This window comes from Enterococcus sp. 2201sp1_2201st1_C11_2201SCRN_220225, assembly GCF_040925905.1.
Classification (GTDB): Bacteria; Bacillota; Bacilli; order Lactobacillales; family Enterococcaceae; genus Enterococcus_C; species Enterococcus_C asini_A.
The window spans coordinates 1-1,092 of the sequence record NZ_JBCOJC010000082.1; the positions used below are offsets into that span (position 1 = coordinate 1).

Here is a 1,092-nt window from a genome sequence, read left to right on the forward strand (position 1 = left end):
GCTGTTCTCATTTTTCCATCCTTCACAGGGAGACGCGAATTCCCTGCAGTTCTCTGATGAACTTCTTATGCTTTCACACAAGTAGAGACTATATCTTATCCTTACCGCCATTGCGGGTTAGGCGAAACCACTTCCACGGGCATCCGTGTACTTCCCTCAAGAGGAATAGTCGTTGAACGTTCTCATTTCTGAGCTTCGCTGCTGATTACCAATTGACTAACACGTAGGTTTTAACCTTATGTCATCCCTTTTATTTTTTCTGCTTTCGCCACCTTCACGCTTAGGTTTGGCTATCCTGACGTTGTGGTTAAAAGGGCTTTACGGCGTTCCAGCAATTCGATTTCTTCATTGGATAAGCAAGCTTACCACTACCTACCAGTTTCCCGATAGACTTACTATGGGCGCAAATTCCTCAGTTGATTTTAAACCAAGTTTTCTGCGGGGCTAATAAATTTGAGGTGGGGCGGTCTCTTCGGCGTTGCCACAGGCAGAAATCGTCAATAAACTCAGCGTACTAAACAAAAGCTGCAATACTTTTTTTCCCACTTTCAACCCTCATTTCTAATTTTGGCTCATGGTAAACAGCAATTCCTGATTCTCCTTTGAAAACAAATCCTCTTGGCGAATCACTTGGTAGTCAATTGTCTCTTGTTTTGTGGAGGCAAAAAAATGCGTCAACTCCCCAGTCAAATTCACGACACTTTCATAACCCATTTGGAATAAGTCAGGTACCACTAAAGCTTCCACATTGCCGTTATCCAGTGCATGCATACTTTCAGTGGAATGACCAATGCCATAAACTACCGATCGTTTCAATTTATCTACCGTTGTTGCCACACTTTCATCATCTAACGCAACGACTAAATTAACATTCGCTAAAGAAGCCAGCCAATCCACGGATTCGATACTCGCTTTCTCACTTAGGGTCACTTGCCACAATGTAGCAGCCCCAGCAGTTTTAATCGCGTCTTCAAATCCTTGTAAACGAGCTTTTTCCGCCTTTGTTTGCTTGTTTTCACTAAGAACGCCGATGGTTTTGCCTTTTAAATCACCACCATAATCGCTTAGTACTTCTTCTCCTAGGGTTTTGCC

At 43.1% G+C, this 1,092-nt stretch carries 1 protein-coding gene; it reads right to left on the bottom strand.

The genetic code is table 11. The annotated features are described in order from the left end of the window. Positions 1-561: 561 nt before the first annotated feature. The coding region (locus AB5754_RS12660; RefSeq protein WP_368259639.1) for a substrate-binding domain-containing protein at positions 562-1,092 on the bottom strand (531 nt) is incomplete at its 5' end.